At 46.2% G+C, this 19,167-nt stretch carries 17 protein-coding genes; 16 read left to right on the top strand and 1 reads right to left on the bottom strand.

The window, feature by feature from the left end:
• Positions 1 to 72 precede the first annotated feature (72 nt).
• Both OB236_RS08870 and OB236_RS08875 read left to right on the top strand, forming a co-directional pair.
• On the top strand, positions 73 to 1,125 hold the full coding sequence (locus OB236_RS08870; protein ID WP_262683643.1) for an ABC transporter substrate-binding protein: 1,053 nt from the start codon (positions 73 to 75) through the stop codon (positions 1,123 to 1,125).
• A 582-nt stretch (positions 1,126 to 1,707) separates the two neighbouring features.
• Complete coding sequence (locus OB236_RS08875; protein ID WP_076236753.1) at positions 1,708 to 2,310, top strand: DUF1349 domain-containing protein; 603 nt, start codon at positions 1,708 to 1,710, stop codon at positions 2,308 to 2,310.
• An 85-nt stretch (positions 2,311 to 2,395) separates the two neighbouring features.
• On the opposite strand, the gene OB236_RS08880 is transcribed toward OB236_RS08875, so the two are convergent.
• Positions 2,396 to 3,064, bottom strand: coding sequence for a GNAT family N-acetyltransferase (locus OB236_RS08880; protein WP_262683771.1), 669 nt, complete (start codon positions 3,062 to 3,064; stop codon positions 2,396 to 2,398).
• Between the two features lie 185 nt (positions 3,065 to 3,249).
• On the opposite strand from OB236_RS08880, the gene OB236_RS08885 reads away from it, so the two are divergent.
• From OB236_RS08885 to OB236_RS08950, 14 genes are all read left to right on the top strand, one after another.
• On the top strand, positions 3,250 to 3,372 hold the full coding sequence (locus tag OB236_RS08885) for an ATP-binding protein (RefSeq protein ID WP_262683644.1): 123 nt from the start codon (positions 3,250 to 3,252) through the stop codon (positions 3,370 to 3,372).
• A gap of 291 nt (positions 3,373 to 3,663) precedes the next feature.
• Positions 3,664 to 4,425, top strand: a complete 762-nt coding sequence (locus OB236_RS08890) for a DeoR/GlpR family DNA-binding transcription regulator (RefSeq protein ID WP_076236177.1) — start codon at positions 3,664 to 3,666, stop codon at positions 4,423 to 4,425.
• A gap of 82 nt (positions 4,426 to 4,507) precedes the next feature.
• The gene (locus tag OB236_RS08895; RefSeq protein WP_262683645.1) at positions 4,508 to 5,602 is read left to right on the top strand and encodes an alcohol dehydrogenase catalytic domain-containing protein; all 1,095 of its coding nucleotides are present in this window, start codon (positions 4,508 to 4,510) and stop codon (positions 5,600 to 5,602) included.
• A gap of 130 nt (positions 5,603 to 5,732) precedes the next feature.
• The gene (locus tag OB236_RS08900) at positions 5,733 to 6,785 is read left to right on the top strand and encodes an ABC transporter ATP-binding protein (RefSeq protein ID WP_262683646.1); all 1,053 of its coding nucleotides are present in this window, start codon (positions 5,733 to 5,735) and stop codon (positions 6,783 to 6,785) included.
• Positions 6,778 to 7,656 carry a carbohydrate ABC transporter permease gene (locus OB236_RS08905; RefSeq protein ID WP_262683647.1) on the top strand — a complete coding sequence of 293 codons (879 nt, stop codon included), beginning with the start codon at positions 6,778 to 6,780 and terminating at the stop codon, positions 7,654 to 7,656. Before OB236_RS08900 ends, OB236_RS08905 begins: the two co-directional genes overlap by 8 nt.
• 50 nt (positions 7,657 to 7,706) lie before the next feature.
• Positions 7,707 to 8,525 (top strand): carbohydrate ABC transporter permease, encoded by an 819-nt coding sequence (locus tag OB236_RS08910; RefSeq protein ID WP_262683772.1) that lies wholly within the window; start codon positions 7,707 to 7,709, stop codon positions 8,523 to 8,525.
• A gap of 53 nt (positions 8,526 to 8,578) precedes the next feature.
• Positions 8,579 to 9,904: an ABC transporter substrate-binding protein gene (locus OB236_RS08915; protein ID WP_262683648.1), complete on the top strand. Its 1,326-nt coding sequence runs from the start codon at positions 8,579 to 8,581 to the stop codon at positions 9,902 to 9,904.
• Positions 9,905 to 9,927: 23 nt separating this feature from the next.
• Complete coding sequence (locus OB236_RS08920) at positions 9,928 to 10,686, top strand: glycerophosphodiester phosphodiesterase family protein (RefSeq protein WP_262683649.1); 759 nt, start codon at positions 9,928 to 9,930, stop codon at positions 10,684 to 10,686.
• Between the two features lie 14 nt (positions 10,687 to 10,700).
• Positions 10,701 to 11,828, top strand: a complete 1,128-nt coding sequence (locus OB236_RS08925; RefSeq protein WP_262683650.1) for a phage baseplate protein — start codon at positions 10,701 to 10,703, stop codon at positions 11,826 to 11,828.
• A gap of 24 nt (positions 11,829 to 11,852) precedes the next feature.
• Positions 11,853 to 12,365 carry an MgtC/SapB family protein gene (locus tag OB236_RS08930; RefSeq protein ID WP_144026635.1) on the top strand — a complete coding sequence of 171 codons (513 nt, stop codon included), beginning with the start codon at positions 11,853 to 11,855 and terminating at the stop codon, positions 12,363 to 12,365.
• Positions 12,366 to 12,519: 154 nt separating this feature from the next.
• Complete coding sequence (locus tag OB236_RS08935; protein WP_262683651.1) at positions 12,520 to 12,669, top strand: hypothetical protein; 150 nt, start codon at positions 12,520 to 12,522, stop codon at positions 12,667 to 12,669.
• Positions 12,669 to 12,923 (top strand): hypothetical protein, encoded by a 255-nt coding sequence (locus tag OB236_RS08940; RefSeq protein WP_262683652.1) that lies wholly within the window; start codon positions 12,669 to 12,671, stop codon positions 12,921 to 12,923. Before OB236_RS08935 ends, OB236_RS08940 begins: the two co-directional genes overlap by 1 nt.
• A 191-nt stretch (positions 12,924 to 13,114) precedes the next feature.
• On the top strand, positions 13,115 to 16,228 hold the full coding sequence (locus OB236_RS08945) for a glycoside hydrolase family 2 TIM barrel-domain containing protein (protein ID WP_262683653.1): 3,114 nt from the start codon (positions 13,115 to 13,117) through the stop codon (positions 16,226 to 16,228).
• Between the two features lie 27 nt (positions 16,229 to 16,255).
• A complete protein-coding gene (locus OB236_RS08950) occupies positions 16,256 to 18,949 on the top strand; it encodes a glycoside hydrolase family 78 protein (protein ID WP_262683654.1) in 2,694 nt (897 codons plus the stop codon).
• Positions 18,950 to 19,167 lie beyond the last annotated feature (218 nt).

A 19,167-nucleotide genomic window follows, 5' to 3' on the forward strand; every position in this document is an offset into this window, starting at 1 on the left:
CTCTTCCCTGAGTAATCGTTATAATTGTGAATGATAATCAATGTCAATCAGATGAAAAGGGGAGATTTCAGCATGTTCGATACACAAGTACATCGAGGGAAACGCCATTGGCTGCTGATTACAGCTCTGGTTTTAACGATGGTATGGATCATCACGGGGTGCGGAACTGCGGGCACGGGGCCAAGTATGACGGATGCAGGAGTGAAGCTGCCTGAGAATAAGGATACAGCAGCTCCGAATCAGAAGGATAGCCCCAAGGAGCGTACAGTTAAGCATAAGCTGGGTGATGTTAAGATCCCGGCCGAGCCCAAAAAAATAGCTGCTTTGGTATATGCCCATGCGGATCATCTGCTCGCACTTGGCATCAAGCCTCACGCGTTGGTCACTCAGACAGGAACGGAGTTTCTGCCTTATCTGAAGGACCAACTGCAAGGTGTTAAGCCGCTCGGTCTGGCACATGAACTGAATCTGGAGGCTGTATTGGCAGCCGAGCCTGATCTTATTATTGCCAACACAGGCTTTCATGAGAAAACGTATGATTCGCTCAACAAGATCGCTCCGACGGTGCTGCAGGAGAATTATCTGGATGCCATGGAGTGGTTCCGTGACACAGCCAAAATTGTAGGTAAAGAAAAAGAAGCCGATGTCGTGGTCAAGCAGCTTCTTGATAAAGCCGCACAAGCCAAAGAAAAACTATCCAAGATTGTAGGTAACCAAACGGTAGCCTTTGTAAGGGTTAGTGGTAAAGAATTGTCGGTTGTTGGAATTGAGGAACAAAATCGTGGGAAAATGACCTACTTCGGCAGTCTGTTGTATGAGAACGTTGGACTTAAGGAGCCGGACTATAAAGCAATGGGGATTGAGTTTAAAAAGTCGATTGCGACCATTTCAATGGAAAAACTGCCCGATCTGAAGGCTGATCATATTTTCATGCTCGTTCGTGATGGGGCCGACAATGAAAGGGTGTGGTCGGAACTGCAGCAAAATCCTATTTGGAAAACCCTTCCGGCTGTAAAAAATAATCATTTGTATGTAGTCAAGGATTCCGCCAAATGGTTCGCAGGGTATGGACCCATCGCTTTTAGCCAAATTATAGACGAAGCTGTTACTGCTTTGAGCAAGTAAGAATCAAATGGATAAGTACTTGCAGCCGTCGAGAGGTAATTCTAACACTCAAACTGTTGAATTGCCTCTTTTTTATGAGATAAGAAGATAGGGAAGGATTCTTCACATGAGCGATACGAAAAAAATCCTAAGAGGTTTAGAATCGTTGACAGGACCTTTTCCGCATTTTGCTGCAAATAGGTTACCGGAAAGTCCGAGTGAATGATTTCTCGATTGGTTGAATCTGGCGATGCGTTTTACTTTGGAGAAATCATAGGCTCTGGCTCTGATGAGAGAAAGGAGAGATGTTTGGCGACAAGGAGATTGAGCAAATTGCGGCTGATGTGGGAATTGAACTGTATGTGCAGTGTACCCCAACATACTTCCAGTATGGGGTAGGGTCCAAGACTGTTTAAACAGCATAACAGGAAGAATGAGCTTTCGAAAAATGGACTGCGACTCATGGAGAGAATGGGTATCATATTTCCACGTACAGTGGTATCGTATATGGTTAAGGTGCAGCTTTTGCTGTATCCTTGCTGAGGCCAGCATACAGCTTATCTTTGTATAGTTGAATATTAGGAGAACAAGGAGACCACAATGATGACGAAGAAGAGAATGGACTGGGATGCAGGAACATGGATCAATTTACCTTTGTCTTCCCGGAAAGAAGGAGATTTCCTTAAGGTTGTGCCTGAAAAGGGAAAAGACTTTTGGAAAAAGACTTTATATGGTTTTGAATATGAGGATGGGGCTGCTTTATTGGCGGAATGGGATAACACCGCGGTGGAGGTATCGTTTGAACTCGGATCATTTACGGAGCTATACGATCAGGCAGGCATTCTGTTGTATCATGGCCCGGAGCAATGGATCAAAACAGGGATTGAAATCAACGACGGCATTCCCCAGCTTTCTGTAGTCGTAACCGATGGCTATTCAGACTGGTCGCTAGCAGCTGTGCCGGAGTGGGTTGGGGAGGAGGTCACACTACGCGCCTCTATAATGAAGGATGCCGTGATTATCCGGGCACGGACGGAGCATCACGGCTGGCGTACGATTCGTGTAGCGCGTTTTCCGTACGAAACCGGAAATCAGGCCGGTCCCTATACCTGTTCACCAACCCGTGCTGGCTTCGAGGTCACCTTCACTCACTGGGGCTTTACGGAGCCGGATCAAGACCTTCATGTCGATCCTCCCGTAGAATAAACTTGTACCCAGCACCCTAACATAAGGGGTACATAAGGGAAGCTTTAGTCCGAAAACCAGCAGCGATATTCAAAAGTAATACGTATTACTTTTGAATATCGCTGCTCAAACCTTTTTGAAGGCGCTCTATTAGATTCGTACGTACCGCTGGCCATTCTTCAGCCAGAATCGAAAAATACGCTGTATCCCTGATACCGCCATCACTAGCAGGAGCATGTGCCCTGCGAATACCTTCAAAAGTAGCGCCTAAACGTTGTATGGAAGAGCGAGAACGCGTGTTGCGCGCATCGGTTTTTAATGTGACTCTAATCGTATGCCAAGATTCAAACGCATGGGTCAGCATTAGCAGCTTGCATTCTGTATTTACACCAGTGCGCTGAACTGAGGAGGCAAACCAAGTGCTTCCTATTTCAGCCACTGACGGCGGGGTCTCATCAGTAGGCGTGGGTCCCTTGGCGACGCCTGGTGGCCATGGAGGCGGCCAGGAAAAAACTTCAAGATCGAGAAATCTTGTCGTACCGATAATACGATCTGTTTCGATGTGACGAACCACAAATGGTAATGCTCGGCCTTTCGCAAAGGACATTAGAGCGCCCTCTATGTAACGTTTAGTTTCTTCCAGTCCAAATGGCACATTTGTATAAGTGTAAGTCGACCTATCTTCCGAAGCGGCATTGCAGAGATCATTCACATGATCAATCGTCATGGGTTCTAGACAGACTAGACGACCTCGTAGCCTCACTGGCGTAAGCATGGTATCACAACCTTCAGATTTCATTTTAGTAATTATACCCCTTTTGATGACTAATTGCTGCTCCTCTTATACACATTCTATAGACAGCTAAATGCTGAGGATTTGATTCATTTTCCTACGCCAAATCAATCACTTTGATCTTGATCAATTCAAAAATTCAGGTTTAGAATTGAAAATTTTACCGGATGGAGAAATCCCGTTCACACGAAAAGGGCGGGAGCGGTCTGGGAATGTCTATATGCCAGCGTATTGTGGAGGCTCACGGAGGGATGATTACGGCTTATCGATCACCGGAAGGTGGATTGTGAATTGAGTATTGTAAACGATTACAAATGATATCATCAATAATAACATATTAGAGCATATTATCAAACATTAATTTAGCTTATCGAGCTTAAATGAACATGTATATAACCTGTACAAAGATAGGTTGTTCTTTCATTTTACCATTAATTATGCGCTAATCATAAAAAAAATGTGCAAGGAATGTTAAAAATAGTATTGACAGAAATGTTTACCAGTGATAATTTAAAAATACAAATAAGAGCATAAATGAACATTTATTTGCGTGCTAATGTTTGTTTGAAAGGGGCATGACCATGTTACCTGCTGAAAGAAAATTGAGAATTGTTGAATTTGTAAGACAGCATCGTGCTGCTTCAGTTGCAGCATTAGCCTTGGAATTTGATGTTCATGAAGCAACAATTCGCAGGGATTTGGCGGAGGTAGAACAGGAAGGACTGCTCAAGAGAACTCACGGAGGAGTTATCGTGGAGCAATTGACACATAACGAGCCTTCCTTTAATGAGAGGTCCAATGTGCAGCTTGAGCAAAAGATGAGAATTGGCAAGATGGCTGCCAGCATGGTGGAGGACGGAGATCATATCATCATTGATTCAGGTACAACTACGCTTCACATTGCCAAGAATTTGATCTACCGCTCCAACATTACTGTTGTAACCAATGATATGAATATCGCAGCAGAGCTGCGTGATTCCCCGGGTATCAAGATTACAGTAACCGGTGGCGATCTGTATCCCTCAAGCTTTATGCTCAACGGGATGTTTACGGATCAAGCGCTTCGGTCGCTGCATGTATCCAAAGCTTTTATCGGTACACCGGCCATTCATCCGAAGCATGGATTAATGCATCCGGAAGCCCAACTTGTTCTCGCCAAGCAAGGAATGATTAACGCGGCACAGGAAGTAATTGTAGTTGCCGACGACACCAAAATCGGTAAGTTATCCCTGCATACGGTTACGCCAAATTCCACTATTCATTCTTTAATTACAGGCAAGGATATTACGGAATATGACAGAAAGCAATTTCTGGATTCCGGAATGAATGTCATTCTTGTTTAACATCCAATGATTCTTTCAAGGTTGCTCGTACAATCTCGAAATTTCATAAATAATTACAAAATAAACGGAGGTGTTTTAGTTAGTGGTCAGCAGAATAACCGGCACCGTACCTTCACGAACTCTACGCTTAACTAAGCCGAGTGAGATTCAAGAGTTGGTAGTCGAAAGGGAAATCCGCAAGAATGAAGTTGCTGTGGAGCCAACCATCGCGAGTATATGTCACGCAGATCTGCGTTACTTTAGTGGACAGAGAAAGCCGGAGGTATTGGCCAGAAAATTACCGATGGCCTTACTGCATGAAGGGATCGGCACAGTGGTCGAAAGCAAGTCAACCAAGCTCTCCGAAGGTCAGCGAGTACTCATTGTTCCAAACTTACCGGGCTATTTACTTCGCGGGATCGAACCTGAGGAATGTTGTCCAGCATGCAGGAATGAGATTGAAGATAACTATTGTTATCACTCTGAATTTCTGGGAAGCGGTACGGATGGGATTGCGCAAAGCCGATTGGTGCTTCCTGAGGAGTGCGCGATTCCGATTCCCGATTCCATACCCGACGAAATTGCCGTTTTGGCGGAATTATGCAGCGTTTCTTACAGAGCCTTAAGAAGCGTCAGTCACCTGTTGGATCGGGGTCGCATTGCAGTATTCGGTGATGGACCAGTTGGATATTTAACTGCAGCCATGCTGCATCATGCGTATTCAATCGATAGGGACCGTTTAGTTGTGTTCGGAGCCATACAAGAAAAGGTGGACCAATTTACTTTTGCAACGACAGAGATGGTGCAGAACTACGATTTCTTATCTGGTGAGAAAGTTGATATTGTGGTGGAATGTACAGGCGGGCGATTTAGCGAAAGTGCTATCAATCAGGGGATCGATATTCTAAAGCCTGGGGGTCATCTCATAGCAATGGGGGTTAGCGAGGATCTGGTACCGATCAATACAAGAGATGTGCTAGAGAAAGGAATTACGCTTCACGGTAGCAGCCGAAGTTCGGTGAGTGATTTTAAACAAGTACTGAAGGTAATGGAAAGCACAGCTTGCCAGGAAACGTTAAGAAAATTGCTTCCGGAGAAGTATACAGTGGTGAGCACGGCAGAAGACCTTGCTGGCGCTATGGAATCTGCCATGTCTCACAGGGACTGGAAAAAAACAATCCTCGACTTTCACTGGTGACACAGTGAAAGTCGTATAAAGAATTGTATCACATAACTGAATAATTGTTAATAACGGTAATTGAATTCCCGTTTCTTTTTGTAAACGCAATCATTTAAGGTCTTGGAATCATTGGTGAGGAGGATTGCACTTGGCATCTATTGAATTCGTACAAGTAACGCAGTCATTTGACAAAAATATTATTATTGAAGGTCTCGATTTAAAAATTGAAGACGGCAAATTCACGGTATTGGTAGGTCCGTCAGGCTGCGGGAAGACAACACTCCTAAGAATGATTGCCGGACTTGATCCCCATACTTCCGGATCGGTGCTTATCAACGGCAAGGACGTGACACGAATAGCTCCGGGTCAAAGAGGAGTAGCCATGGTATTTCAGAACTATGCCATTTACCCAACTATGTCCGTAAGGGAAAACATTGAATTTGGTCTGAAGAACAATAAGGTAGCCAAAGAGGAACGAACCCGATTAGTAGAGGGTATCAGCTCAACGGTGGGGTTGTCTGACTATCTGGATCGTAAACCGTCCACCTTATCAGGCGGACAGCGTCAGCGTGTGGCCTTGGCCCGCGCTATGGTCAAGAAACCATCCGTATTTCTTATGGATGAACCGCTGTCCAATCTCGATGCCAAATTGAGAGTGCAGATGCGTATTGAACTCATTGAAATGCATAAAAAGCTCGGTACGACTTTTGTGTATGTCACTCATGATCAAGTAGAGGCGATGTCGATGGCGGACACCATTGTATTAATGAATCGCGGGCGAATCCAGCAGGAGGCGCCACCTGAGGTCATCTACCGTCGGCCGAGTAACCTTTTTGCAGCACAATTTATCGGAGTTCCACCCATGAATGTAGGTGAGTTGGGTGTAGACGGGGTGAAGTTCGGCTTCCGTCCGGAGAGCGCAGTGCTGACCACCGAACCCGGTGACTCACATTTTTCCATGCGGGGCGTGGTAGCCACAAGAGAAATGCTGGGGTCTGAAACGATCTATCAGGTTAAATCCGGCGAGAATGCTTTTATGATCAAATGTATAGAAGATTTGTTTTCTTTTGATCAGGAGGTTTATGTTGGCGTGGATGCGGCTAAGCTCTTTTTCTTTGGGGCGGATGAGAATCGTATTGATGAGGACGATATCCGTTTTGGCAACTATATGAACATGCTGAGAGGGCAGCGATATGGATAAAAAACGAATATGGGAAGCGACTCGACCCTACGTGATGGTCTTGCCCGCTATGGCAGGTATTATTTTGTTCGTCATATACCCGGTGTTCTATTTGATTAAACTCAGCTTTTATAAATACAACCTGATGAACAAGGATAAAAGCAAATTTATCGGATTTGACAATTACGCGCAAATATTCACTCGCGAGGATTTCTACAGCGCTCTAACCAATACGGTTGTCTACACAATAGGGGTCGTAGCGCTTACGATGATTTTATCGATGCTGATTGCTATTTGGCTGAACAAAAAGACCCGCTTCAATGCGGTCGTGCAAGCAGGTATCTTCACTCCGCATATCATTTCCATCGTGTCTGTCGCTCTGGTGTGGATGTGGCTTATGGAGCCTAGTCACGGCATATTGAACTTCCTGCTCAAGGCTATCGGCCTGCCTACTTCTTCATGGCTGCAGAGCTCAAGTACCGCCATGATCTCTGTGATTATCGTGTCGGTCTGGCAAAATATCGGCTATTATACGTTAATCATCGTCGCTGCGCTTCAAAGCGTGCCACCCAGCATCTATGAGGCCGCTGCACTTGATAATGCAAGCAGGTTCAAGATTTTCTACAAGATCACATTACCGCTTATTTCTCCGCAGCTGTTTTTCATTTTAATCATTATGACGATCGGCTCCTTTAAGGTGTTTGATACCGTCAAAATTATGACCGCAGGCGGTCCGAATAATGCCACTACGACACTCGTTTACTATATTTACGAATTTAGAACGAACAGTATTGGTTACGCTTCGGCAACCGGCGTGGTATTGATGGCGATCATTGCCATTTTGACGTTTATCTACTTCCGACTGCTGTCCAAAAAGGTGCATTATCAATAAGCTGCCGAGATGATCAAGACAAAGGAGGTGTGTAATCGGTGACATTCGATATGAAATTCGTTAAGGGAACATTTGGATTTATATGTAAGGCTGCCATTTTGATGGTGTTTGTATTCCCGTTTCTATGGATGATTTCAACCTCTCTGCAAACCTTTCAGGAAACATTGACGTTTCCGCCAACGTGGATTCCGGCTTGGCCGCAGTGGAATAATTTTGTGCAAGCGATGCAGTCAGGGCCGTTTTTGACCTACGCCAGAAACTCTCTTGTTGTCACATTGTCCGTCATTATCCTGCAGTTGGTTGTGATGATACCGGCCGCGTATGCCTTTGCCAAATACAAGTTTGTGGGGAAAGAATTGTTATTTGCCCTGGTTTTGCTGGCATTTATGATACCCGGGCAGGTTACGTTCATTCCTGTATACCTGATGCTGGCGGATTGGGGAGTAATTAATTCGCTTTTACCGCAAATTATTCCTTTCATGGCAAACGCATTTGGGATATTTCTATTGCGCCAATATTTTATGCAAATTCCGCAGGAAATCATAGAATCAGGACGATTGGATAACGCCAGTGAATTGAAAATTATATGGAAAATCATGATTCCCATGTCAATGCCTGCATTAGCAACGATCGCTTTATTCAGCTTTGTCAGTCATTGGAATGATTATTTCTGGCCATTGGTCATGACAGATTCGGCGCAGGTTCGACCTTTGACCATGGGAATCGCCATGCTGAGGGAGACCGAAGGGATCAGCAACTGGCACATTATCATGGCAGGTAATGTCGTGTTGGTTGTTCCTATTCTTATCGTATATCTGTTTACTTCCAGACAAATTGTCAAAGCTTTTGTTTACTCCGGGATCAAATGATGCCCGAATCGCGATATATACGAAAACTATAAATCATATGGAGGTTATCCGTTATGAAGAAAACGCTTTCAACTGGATTGTTGTCGATGACAATGCTGTCGACTCTGCTTGCAGCTTGCAGTGGTGGTCCACCGCAGCAAACCATGGAACCGAAGACCACTCCTCAAGCCTCAACGACTGCACCTGCGCCGACGGGTACGGGGGGTAAAAAGACTGTGCAATTCTGGCATTCCTTAGGCGGCAAAAACGGCGAATACACCGATGCTATGATCAAACGGTTTAATGCGTCCCATGACAAAATCGAAGTGGTCGGAACCTTTCAGGGGTCCTATGATGAGACCGTTACCAAGCTTCAGCAGGCGGTTGCTGCTAAAAGCGGACCGGATGTATCGATGCTGGAACGCGCTTATGTGCAGATGTTTGCAGACTCGGACGTGCTGGAAGACATGAATCCTTTTCTTAAAAAGTCGGGATTAAGCAGTGATGACTTTACTGCCGGCCTGATGGGACATTCGACATTTGATAAGAAATTAGTATCCTTGCCATTGAATCGTTCCACGCCGATTTTACATGTGAACAAGACGATGCTGGATGAAATAGGACTCGCTGTACCGAAAACATGGGACGAATTGAACAAAGTCGCCAACGCTCTGGTAATCAAAGAAAATGGAGAATTCAAGCGCTATGGGTACAGCATGCCTTACGACACCTGGTATCCGATTGCCATGATCAGCCAAGCCAAGGGCAAGTTTTTTAATGATGCCAATACTTCAATCGGATTTAATAATGGTGAAGGTGTAAAAACTTTTAAATTTCTGAAGGATATGCAAAGCACTGGCGCTCTGTATTATCCACCTGCACAGGATTCGGGCAACATTGTCAATCAGATGTTTACCAGCGGTAAGATCGGCATGATGTTCCAATCCACCGGTGTCATCGGCAGTTTAACCGATTCAGTGAAGTTTGATTATGTAACGGCATTCCTGCCGATGGATCAAGTGTATGCGAACCCTACTGGAGGAGCCAACGTAGCATTAATGTCGGATTCCAAAAATAAAGAGGCCGCATGGGAATTTATTCGTTGGACCATGACAGATCCTCAAGGCGGCTTACAATTCATTTTAGATTCAGGTTATCTGCCTTTCACTAAAAAAATGGTGGAATCCCAACAGATGAAGGATCTTTGGGCCAAACAGCCGAATCGCAAAGTGGCTTACGATCAGCTTCAATATGCGATCGATACGAATAAGAATGTAGCTTGGACGCAGGTTAATCAAGAATTCAACAAAGCCATTCAGGCCATTATGTATGACAACAAGAATATAGAGGCGACTCTGGATACCTTTAAGAAAGAAACAGAACGGATTATTAAAAAGTAGGTGAAAAGGATGGGAAATTGCTCATGATTGAACGTCTTGAAAACAATACTGACATCATTGTAGCGGCACATAGAGGATTAAAATCCGATTATCCGGAAAACACGCTGTTTGCCTTTCAAAAAGCACTTGAGTCTGAAGTGGATATGCTGGAGTTTGATCTCCGGCTATCCAAGGATGGTGTTGTTATGGTCATACACGATGAAACTTTGGAACGTACCACGAATGGTTCCGGTCAAGTAAGCGACTACACATGTGCTGAGCTTAAGCAGTTGGATGCGGGGGCATGGTTTGGACCTGTATTCGGGGGACTGAAGATTCCGACCTTTGAAGAACTGTGCAGGCTGCTTGCCGCCTACCCTGATGTGCTCCTAAATGTGGAGATTAAGCCGAGCCCACATGCAAAAGAGGTTGCGGATAAGGCGGTAGCGATGCTGGAGGCGTATGACTACCTTCCACGCTGCGTTTTCACGAGCTTTGATGCGGAGATTATTGCTTATATCCACGATAAGTACCAATTAAAGACCCAGGGATTCCCTGCAGAGCTGATGTCTAATTTTGTTAATGGACCGGATGGCACCTACTCCAAGATGTGGGCAGCAGGTATCAGTATGAAGCTGTTGACACCAATGATCGTCAAGGATTTTTTGAATATGGGTATTAAACCATGGTGCTACTGCCCTGATATCGATCAACAGGTTTATTATGCATTAGGTTGTGGCGCATTTTTGATGACCTGCAACAACCCGCGGCCTGCAATGCGGATTCGGGGTCAGATAAAATAATAGAGAGGTGACCTATGAAATCTGTTACTGGAACCATGAAACAAGTAATTCGTCGGTCATTTAACAGAAAACATCTTTTGAAAATTGTAATTGGAGCTGCAGTACTAAGCCTGCTTCCCTTATCTTCTTCCACTACCCAAGCAGAACACGATGTTTTAAAATCAAAGATGTTTGTGCTTTCGGACCCGGCTTCTGAATGGATCCATGAAAAAGCGCTGCAGGATGGTACGGTAATGCAATCGTTCGCCTTCGATAACGTGAATCAGCATATTTATGTGGTTCAATTAATGGCAGGCGGGCAGCAGCTGCCGGGAGAAAACGCTGTGGTTAGCGGAGCAAACAGGGATGCAAACGGCGATTTGGCATTAACGCAGCTAGATATGCAGGGCAATAAGCTTGGCTATATGTACCTGAAAGGATTCGGTCATGGAGTTCAAATCGGTGTGGAAACGGTTGGCGAAACAGCCTATTTATGGACAGAAACGGATTCTGTAAAGGAGGGCAGCAGCGGCTGGGGAACGCAAATTGGCAGATTCCCATTCGAGAACGGTAAGATTCTCAGCACAGAATCGCCGGAAATTGAAAAATACCGCCTTGTGGAAGGCTCGGATCGGACGACTGTCAATATTGATGCGGCTAATGGATTGTTGACCCTGCGTTATCGTGTTAATGGTGTATTCCGTTTCGGCGTGTATGAGTTGGAAGAAATCAAAAGGAACCATTACATTCCCTTGGCTGACGTTCTTCAACCGCCGGTTGGTACTTTCCAAGGATTTGCTTCCTACGGCGGGTATTTGTACCTTCTTGAAGGCAGTTCTTACGGTTCGGCCGGTTCGGCTGCGCCTATCGGGAATACTTACATCACAGCTGTAGATTTAAACACGGGAGATGTTATTGACAAGCAGCTCATAACAGCGGGAGATACGCTCTCATTCAGAGAACCGGAAGGACTCAGCATTCATCTTACCGATTCCCTACACCCGGAGAACGCTCAATTAAGTTTCGGTTTCGCCTCCAATTTTACGCCTAACCGATTGGCAAATATTTATTATGTAGACCGGCTGCTTCCTCCTGAGGCCGCTCTGAATATGCCAGCACTAAGGACTGACTCGGCTATTGATATGGAGGCAATTACGGATTGAAGGATGGGACTGGAATTGATCGATATGTGGCATAACCTATTTTCGGTAACTCATTTTGAAATGTATCTACGCATCTTGATGAGTGCTTTTGTAGGTTTTATTATTGGATTGGATCGTGAAACCAAAAATAAACCGGCTGGTATTAAAACATTCATGTATGTTTGTGTATCCAGCGCATTATTAACGATTATTTCGATATACAGTGTGGAGCAGTATAGTTCGGAAACGAACCGGACCATGATGGATCCCATGCGTTTGGCGGCTCAAATTGTAGCCGGCCTTGGATTTCTGGGAGCTGGTGTTATTCTGAAGGACGGCTTTCAAGTGAAGGGGTTAACTTCGGCAGCAATGATCTTATTTGTAGGCGGTGTTGGTATTGGGATCGGCGCCGGGTTTTATGGACTCATTGTTTTTACCGTACTCATCTCCATGGTTGTGGCTCGAATGGGCAATTATATCGAATCCAACCGACTTGCTAGATCAAAATTGGTTCAGTCGGAGAACATCGTCACACGTTCGGATGCTTCCGATTGCTGATTGAGAGAGGTTAATCCAACAATAGCAAAAACATCCCTGACCATGGCTGTCGTCAAAGCGCTACAGTCGGTTCGGGATGTTTTTGGCTTTCTAATTTCGTTAAACAAATGATTTTGGGGTGGTGAGGTAATTTGAATTTAGGAGGAACAGTACGATGAAAAAGAAGCCGCATATACTTATATTTAACCCTGAACAATGGCGCAGTGATGTCATGGGCCATATGGGAAATCCGGCTGCCGTAACTCCCTATTTGGACCAGCTGGTATTCCTGCCCCACAAGACTGGAGCACCAAGCCAAACCTGATGAAAGGAATTTATGAGCAGCAGCATTTACAAGCCTGGACGGAGGAACGGTGGAACGAGCTTCGTGCAACCTATTACGGAATGTGCGCCCGTGTCGACAAACAATTCGCCATGGTGAACGAACTGGACGAGTTATATGATTTAATCAATGATCCCGGAATGGCTGATGTGTTGGCAGAGCTGAAGGAACGCTTGCTAACCTTCTATCAGGAAACCTGCGATGCCGTCCCGCATTATACGAATAAGCGAGGCTAAATGGTAATGGAATAAGCCACCGAAGCATGTCCAAATGTTTCGGTGGCTTATTTATTGGAGAAAACAGCATATAGCTTGAATACGATAACAGAAAGACAAACATAAGAAGTCGGTATTGTGAATGGTTTCAAAGTTTATTTTTATTTATGATTATTGAAAACGATTACACAATCCGCTGGAGGCTTTCGGATATGCATAATGAAACCAAGGAAATACCAGATTGGGCAAATCTACAAGTATTGGAGAGAGGCTTACTGCCCTCTCATGCTCATTTGATCCCTTACGATAGCTGGGAGCATGCTTTAGGGCAATCCTCTGAGGCGTCCGCCTATTATCAGGGATTGAATGGAGATTGGCCGTTTATGTATGCAGAATCTCCGATCGAGGCACCGCTGGATTTTATGGACCCAGACTATTCTACGGCCGATTGGCCTGTTATACCCGTGCCCTCCAACTGGCAGCTGCATGGGTACGGACGACCCCATTATAGCAGTTGTCCCTATCCATTTCCCATTGACCCGCCTCATGTGCCAAGCCGTAATCCGGTAGGCTGCTATCGTCGATCCTTTAAGGTAGCCGACATATGGTCCGATAGACGAGTTCATCTGGTTTTCGAAGGTGTGGATTCAGCATTTCATGTATGGATCAATGGGCAGTTTGCCGGTTACAGTCAAGGCAGTCACTATCACGCTGAATTCGACATTACTTCATATGTGCAGCCTGGGGAAAACAGCTTGTCCGTTCGCGTCTATCAGTGGTCGGATGGAAGCTATCTGGAAAGTCAGGATAAGTGGCGGCTGAGCGGAATTTTCCGTGATGTTTATTTACTCTCGTATCCTAATATATCGGTTCGCGATGTATGTGTTCAGACTCGATTGGCGACAGGGAACAGCCGTGCAGAATTGGATATTCGCGTGGATACTGCTAATCGGTCAGGTAGAAGCGGTCTTAAGCCTTCTAAGCTGAGATTGACATTGCTGGACGGGCAGGGAAAGCAGGTTTTTGACCATTATTACAAGAAGTTAATCGATCCAGAACCGAGCAGCGAGCAGATCATTCAGGTTGTGAAGCCTATAGAAAGTCCACTTCTGTGGTCGGCTGAGACACCGAACTTGTATGTACTTTTGTTAACCTTATATGATGCAGAGCAAACAATGTCCGAGGTATTGAGGGTCTCAGTAGGCTTCCGCGAAATTCGGATTGAAGCAGGACAGATGCTGGTCAATGGCAGTCCGATCACGATTAAGGGTGTTAATCGTAATGAGTTTGACCCCGACCTGGGATATGTGACGACGCTGGAGTCCATGAAGCGGGACATTACTATCATGAAGCAGCATCATATCAATGCAGTTCGTCTGTCTCATTATCCGAATGATACAAAATGGTTGGAACTGTGCGACAGCTATGGTCTGTATGTCATCGATGAGGCTGATCTGGAAACGCATGGTTTTCATTTTATAGGCAACGAAAGCTATTTATCCTCACATCCGGATTGGGAAGCAGCCTACTTGCAGCGAGCCGAACGAATGGTGGAGCGGGATAAAAATTATCCGTCCATCATCATGTGGTCGCTTGGTAATGAATCCGGTTATGGTCCAAATCATGATAAGATGGCACAATGGATTCGAGCAGTGGATACCACCCGACCTGTTCATTATGAACGGGCATATGATGCCCCGGTTGTCGATATCGTCAGCAGCATGTATCCGTCTGTAGCAATGGTTGTTGAAGAGGGTCAGAAAGACGATCCACGTCCTTACTTGATGTGCGAGTTCGGTCATGCGATGGGGAATTCGACTGGCAATTTGCAGGAGTACTGGGAAGCTATTGATAAGTATCCCAGGCTGCTCGGTGGATTGATTTGGGAGTGGGCCGATCAAGGCATTCGTCAGGTTGATGAGCATGGCCGAGCTTGGTACGCTTACGGTGGTGACTTTGAGGATGAGCCGAACAGCGGTCATTTTTGCCTGGATGGGTTGCTGTTTCCGGACAGGAGCTTGAAGGCAGCTATATTGGAATATAAAAAGGTGATCGAGCCTGTTAAGATTGAAATGGTAGAGGATAACGATAAGGATAATAACACAATTGATTTAGGAACAACTCCAGGAGCTTCTCAGCATCGAGTAATAAAGATCAAGAATAAATACGACTTTTTGACCTTGTCTCATCTTGATGGTGAATGGCAGCTGCTGCGTGATGGTAGGGTCGTGACGTCAGGTGAACTGCCGTTACTGCAAACACCTGCGGGTGCAGAAGAGAACATACCCGTACTTTTACCCGTAGATGCCATGATACAGGGAGGCGAATATTGGCTGCATGTCTGTTATAAGCTAAGAAACGATACGCTATGGGCACAGAAGGGGCATGAAGTGGCCTGGAGTGATCTCGCTTTAGGATACATCAAGCACCCGAGTAAGCATGAGGAAACCTTGCCGCTGCTCAAGCTGGAGGAAACGTTGGACGCCATAAGGATAGGAGACAGCAGTTCCTTAATCGCGTTTAGCAAGGCGCAGGAAATCATCTCCTCATGGCGCTTTAAGGGATTGCAGCTGCTCTCCGCTGGACCTGTTATTCATTTATGGAGAGCACCGGTTGACAACGATGTTCATATGGCTAAAGAATGGATCAAGGCTGGATATAATCGTTTGGTGATTCAGCAGCATCATCTTACGATTGAACCTCCCGGTGAACAGGGTGCACGACTTATTGTACAAGGTGTAATCGGTGCAAGAGGTGAACCCATTGCCTTCCGATCCAAGACAGTGTACACGTTTACAAATAGCGGTGAGCTTATACTGGAGGTTAGTCTCGAGCCAAGAGAAGGATTGCCGCCGTTGCCGCGATTTGGAATTGAGCTGCGAATGCCAGTGGAATTTAACCAATTGAGCTGGTTTGGCAGAGGCCCGCATGAATGTTATGCCGATCGCAAGGAAAGTGGAAAATTGGGTGTACACAGTGGTTCTGTACAGGAGCAGTTTGTACCCTACATTAAACCTCAGGAAAATGGAAATAAATCCGAGGTGCGATATGCCAAGGTAACGAATCATGAAGGAGTCGGTCTGTTGTTCAGCGGGCTGCCGTTATTCGAATTCAGTGCTCATCATTATGAGACCAAGGATATGACCTTAACGAAAAATGTTCATTTATTGACACGTGTTGAGGAAACGATTATCAAAATCGATGCTGCACAGAGTGGTTTAGGCAATCATAGCTGTGGCTACGCTCCCACACTGGAACCGTATTTAATTGAAGCAAAACCTATGAAATTTACAGTGCGTATACAGCCCGTGCAGCGAGACTTATAGACTTAAAAATCGAATGGAGGTTTCACGATGACAATTCGTGTGATTGCTTGCAAAACGGAATATATGACAAACCCGCTGGGCCTTGACGAGCGTAAACCCAGACTATTTTGGCAGCTGGAGACGGAGGAGCGTGAGACGAACCAGAAGGCTTACCAGATACTGGTTGCCAGTACACGTGAAAAGCTGAATCATCATGAAGGTGATTTATGGGATAGCGGCAAGGTTGAGTCTCGGCAATCGGTTCATGTTGTGTACGAGGGTAAGCCTGTGAAATCGGAAGGCGAATATTTCTGGAAAGTACGCGTCTGGGATCATCATGAACGTACCTCGGACTGGAGCGAAACCGCGTTTTGGACAATGGGCATTTTATCACGTGGAGAATGGAAGGCAACCTGGATTGGACGGAAAGCGGAAGAGGATATCGATATGCAGCCCTCTCCTTATTTTCGCAAGGAGTTTACAATCAAAGGACCGGTGAGACGTGCCGTAGCTTACGCAACCGCGCTTGGACTGTTTGAATTAAGGGTTAATGGAGAAGCTGTCGGGGATCGTTTTGCACCGGGCTGGACGGATTATGATACGCGTGTTCAGGTATCAGCCTTTGATTTGACCGACAAGCTTCAGGAGGGTGCGAATGCTTTCGGTGCGATTCTTGGTGACGGCTGGTACTCGGGATATGTCGGATTTTTGGGGAGAAGTGTGTATGGGGAAAGACCGTTTTTCCTTATGCAGGTCAATATTGATTATGCGGATGGAACCAGAGAAAGTGTTATCACGGATGCAAGCTGGAAAACAGCGAGGGGACCGATTCAATATTCGGATATGATTAAAGGTGAAACCTATGACGCTCGTCTGGAGCTTACTGGCTGGGATCTTCCGGCCTACAACGATGCGGCATGGGAAGAGCTGGATATCCGCCCAGGCTATAATGGATTGCTGGTTGCCGCCGTCGAGCCGCCGGTTCGCATTACACAAGCTGTAAGGCCGATTGATGTTAGAAAGACGGAGCAGGGCAGCTATATTTATGATATGGGACAAAATATGGTCGGCTGGACCGAGCTCAGAGTCAAGGGAGAGCGCGGTACGAAGATTACGCTCAGTCATACGGAGATGCTTAACCCTGACGGGTCGATGTATCTGGACAATCTACGTGAGGCCGTGCAGCAAAACCACTATATATGTAAAGGAGAAGGGGAGGAGCGTTATGAGCCCCATTTTACATTCCAAGGCTTCCGCTATGTGGAGCTGATTGGATATCCGGGAGAGCCGGGGCCGGATGCTGTACTTGGGAAAGTCGTCCATTCTGATACACCACTCACGGGCAAGCTTACAACCTCTGATGAAATGGTCAATAAGCTGTACGCTAATATTACGTGGGGTCAGCGAGGCAATTTTCTTTCTGTGCCTACGGATTGCCCACAGCGAGATGAACGTCTGGGTTGGACAGGAGATGCGCAAATATTTGCCCGTACAGCCTCTTATAATATGGACGTATCGCGCTTTTTCACCAAATATATGTGGGATGTGATTGACAGTCAGCAGCCCTCGGGAGCGTTTGCCGATGTGGCTCCAGATGCCGGTTGGATTCGTTATAAAAACTGGAGTACCCGCTTAAACTGGTTTGCTCCCGACAATGCGGGGTGGGGGGATGCGGGGGTTGTTATTCCCTGGACGCTATATTTGATGTATGGGGATACGGAAATCCTGCGGACCCATTATGCGGCTATGGTCCGCTGGGTCGAGTATTTGCAGGCGAATACGAATGATCTCGTTCGGCCCGATTATGCCAACTACGGGGACTGGCTGTCCATTGATGCGGATACACCGAATGAAGTGCTGGCAACAGCTTACTTTGCCTATAGCACAAAGCTGCTTGCGCAAATTGCCGGGGTTCTCGGTCACGCAGCCGATGAGCTGCATTACCACTCCTTGGTTGAGCAGATTGCCGCGGCATTCCGCAATGCCTTTATAGACAGCGAAGGACAGATTCACGGGAATACGCAGACCGTTTACGTACTGGCCCTTCAATTTGGACTGCTGACAGAGGCGCTGCGGCAGCAAGCAATCCAGCATCTTGTGAACGATATCGAGCGCCGTGGCAACCGATTATCGACTGGATTTCTCGGTGTAGGCTATTTATTGCCGGCTCTCACTGACAATGGCAGACTGGATATTGCCTATAAGCTGTTGAGTCAAGAAGCATTTCCATCCTGGATGTATTCTATCAAGCATGGAGCGACAACGATCTGGGAGCGTTGGGACGGCTGGACCGAAGAAAACGGCTTTCAGACGCCGGGCATGAACTCGTTCAATCACTATTCGCTTGGATCGATAGGGGAATGGATGTACCGTTATATGGCTGGTATCGATACGGATGCCGAACAACCCGGGTTTCAGCACGCCGTTATCCGACCACAGCCAGGAGGGAGCTTGACTTGGGTTCAAGCAGATTATGATTCGTTATACGGTACGATTTCTGTGGAATGGAGCGTATCTGACCGTGGGATATTCCGTTTGCAGGTCAAGGTGCCAGCCAATGCAGCTGCTACCGTATATGTACCGGGCAGCGGAGTACAGGTCGATGGCGTTGAGATTCAAGGTGACAGCATAGGTGCGTCTGCTGTAATTGGCTGCTACCCTCTGGGTGAAGCAGATGGTGTCTCCCGATTCCGAATCGGTTCAGGTGTTTATGTATTCGAGAGCGAAGGGTTTCCTGCATAAAACAGTTTACAGAAATCAAGCGGCGTTATATCGTTAGTATAGCGGTACGGACATGGTGAGTAGTGCTACACCTATCCGTAAAAAAGCAGACAGGATCGAAGCAGCAGAGCGGCAGCGCTTATGCTGGCTTCCTTCACTGTCTGTAGTTGTTTATGAGCAGCATAAGGACTGTTCAGCGCCACCAATTTCATGCACCTATATCCCCATTTGGGAGGAGA

It is taken from the genome of Paenibacillus baimaensis (assembly GCF_025567575.1).

Excerpts from the sequence above, each read along its gene's own strand:
- OB236_RS08875 (WP_076236753.1), top strand. The coding sequence starts at position 1,708 with ATGACGAAGAAGAGAATGGACTGGGATGCAGGAACATGGATCAATTTA.
- OB236_RS08920 (WP_262683649.1), top strand. The coding sequence starts at position 9,928 with ATGATTGAACGTCTTGAAAACAATACTGACATCATTGTAGCGGCACAT.
- OB236_RS08935 (WP_262683651.1), top strand. The coding sequence starts at position 12,520 with ATGAAAAAGAAGCCGCATATACTTATATTTAACCCTGAACAATGGCGC.
- OB236_RS08885 (WP_262683644.1), top strand. The coding sequence starts at position 3,250 with ATGGAGAAATCCCGTTCACACGAAAAGGGCGGGAGCGGTCTGGGAATG.
- OB236_RS08930 (WP_144026635.1), top strand. The coding sequence starts at position 11,853 with ATGTGGCATAACCTATTTTCGGTAACTCATTTTGAAATGTATCTACGC.
- OB236_RS08950 (WP_262683654.1), top strand. The coding sequence starts at position 16,256 with ATGACAATTCGTGTGATTGCTTGCAAAACGGAATATATGACAAACCCG.
- OB236_RS08880 (WP_262683771.1), bottom strand. The coding sequence starts at position 3,064 with ATGCTTACGCCAGTGAGGCTACGAGGTCGTCTAGTCTGTCTAGAACCC.
- OB236_RS08905 (WP_262683647.1), top strand. The coding sequence starts at position 6,778 with ATGGATAAAAAACGAATATGGGAAGCGACTCGACCCTACGTGATGGTC.
- OB236_RS08940 (WP_262683652.1), top strand. The coding sequence starts at position 12,669 with ATGAAAGGAATTTATGAGCAGCAGCATTTACAAGCCTGGACGGAGGAA.
- OB236_RS08910 (WP_262683772.1), top strand. The coding sequence starts at position 7,707 with ATGAAATTCGTTAAGGGAACATTTGGATTTATATGTAAGGCTGCCATT.
- OB236_RS08870 (WP_262683643.1), top strand. The coding sequence starts at position 73 with ATGTTCGATACACAAGTACATCGAGGGAAACGCCATTGGCTGCTGATT.
- OB236_RS08925 (WP_262683650.1), top strand. The coding sequence starts at position 10,701 with ATGAAATCTGTTACTGGAACCATGAAACAAGTAATTCGTCGGTCATTT.
- OB236_RS08915 (WP_262683648.1), top strand. The coding sequence starts at position 8,579 with ATGAAGAAAACGCTTTCAACTGGATTGTTGTCGATGACAATGCTGTCG.
- OB236_RS08945 (WP_262683653.1), top strand. The coding sequence starts at position 13,115 with ATGCATAATGAAACCAAGGAAATACCAGATTGGGCAAATCTACAAGTA.
- OB236_RS08890 (WP_076236177.1), top strand. The coding sequence starts at position 3,664 with ATGTTACCTGCTGAAAGAAAATTGAGAATTGTTGAATTTGTAAGACAG.